The organism is Paraburkholderia sp. J41, from assembly GCF_905220235.1.
Classification (GTDB): domain Bacteria; phylum Pseudomonadota; class Gammaproteobacteria; order Burkholderiales; family Burkholderiaceae; genus Paraburkholderia.
In genome coordinates, this window is the sequence record NZ_CAJMZE010000114.1 from 1 (window position 1) to 378 (window position 378).

The following is a 378-nucleotide window of genomic DNA, read 5'->3' on the forward strand; positions in this document are numbered from 1 at the left end:
GCGAGCGCCGCCGACGAGAGCGGGACGCGGTGGGGCTCTTTCGCCTTCATTCTTGTGCCGGGGATGGTCCACATAGCGGCGTCGAGGTCAAACTCGCCCCATGTCGCGCCGCGCACTTCGCCGCTACGCGCGCCCGTCAGAATCGCGAATAGCATCGCGGCGCGCGTGTTGTCGCCGGGTTCAATATCGTTAAGCTGCGCTTTCACGAATGCCGGTATGGCACGCCAGGGCATCGCGGGCTGGTGTTCCTTCTTCGCGTTCTGCTTCGGTAAAAGGTGATCGACCACGCTAACCGGGTTTGCTGCGATATGACCGTGCGCCTAGGCCCATTGCATTACCGCGTGCATACGCTGACGGGTACGGCTCGCAGTCTCCGCT

General features: G+C 63.2%; 1 protein-coding gene. It reads right to left on the reverse strand.

Features of this window, described 5'->3' with window-relative positions:
* A partial coding sequence (locus U5805_RS31670; RefSeq protein WP_322107411.1) for a tyrosine-type recombinase/integrase occupies positions 1 to 287 on the reverse strand: 287 nt, incomplete at its 3' end.
* Between the last annotated feature and the right edge of the window lie 91 nt (positions 288 to 378).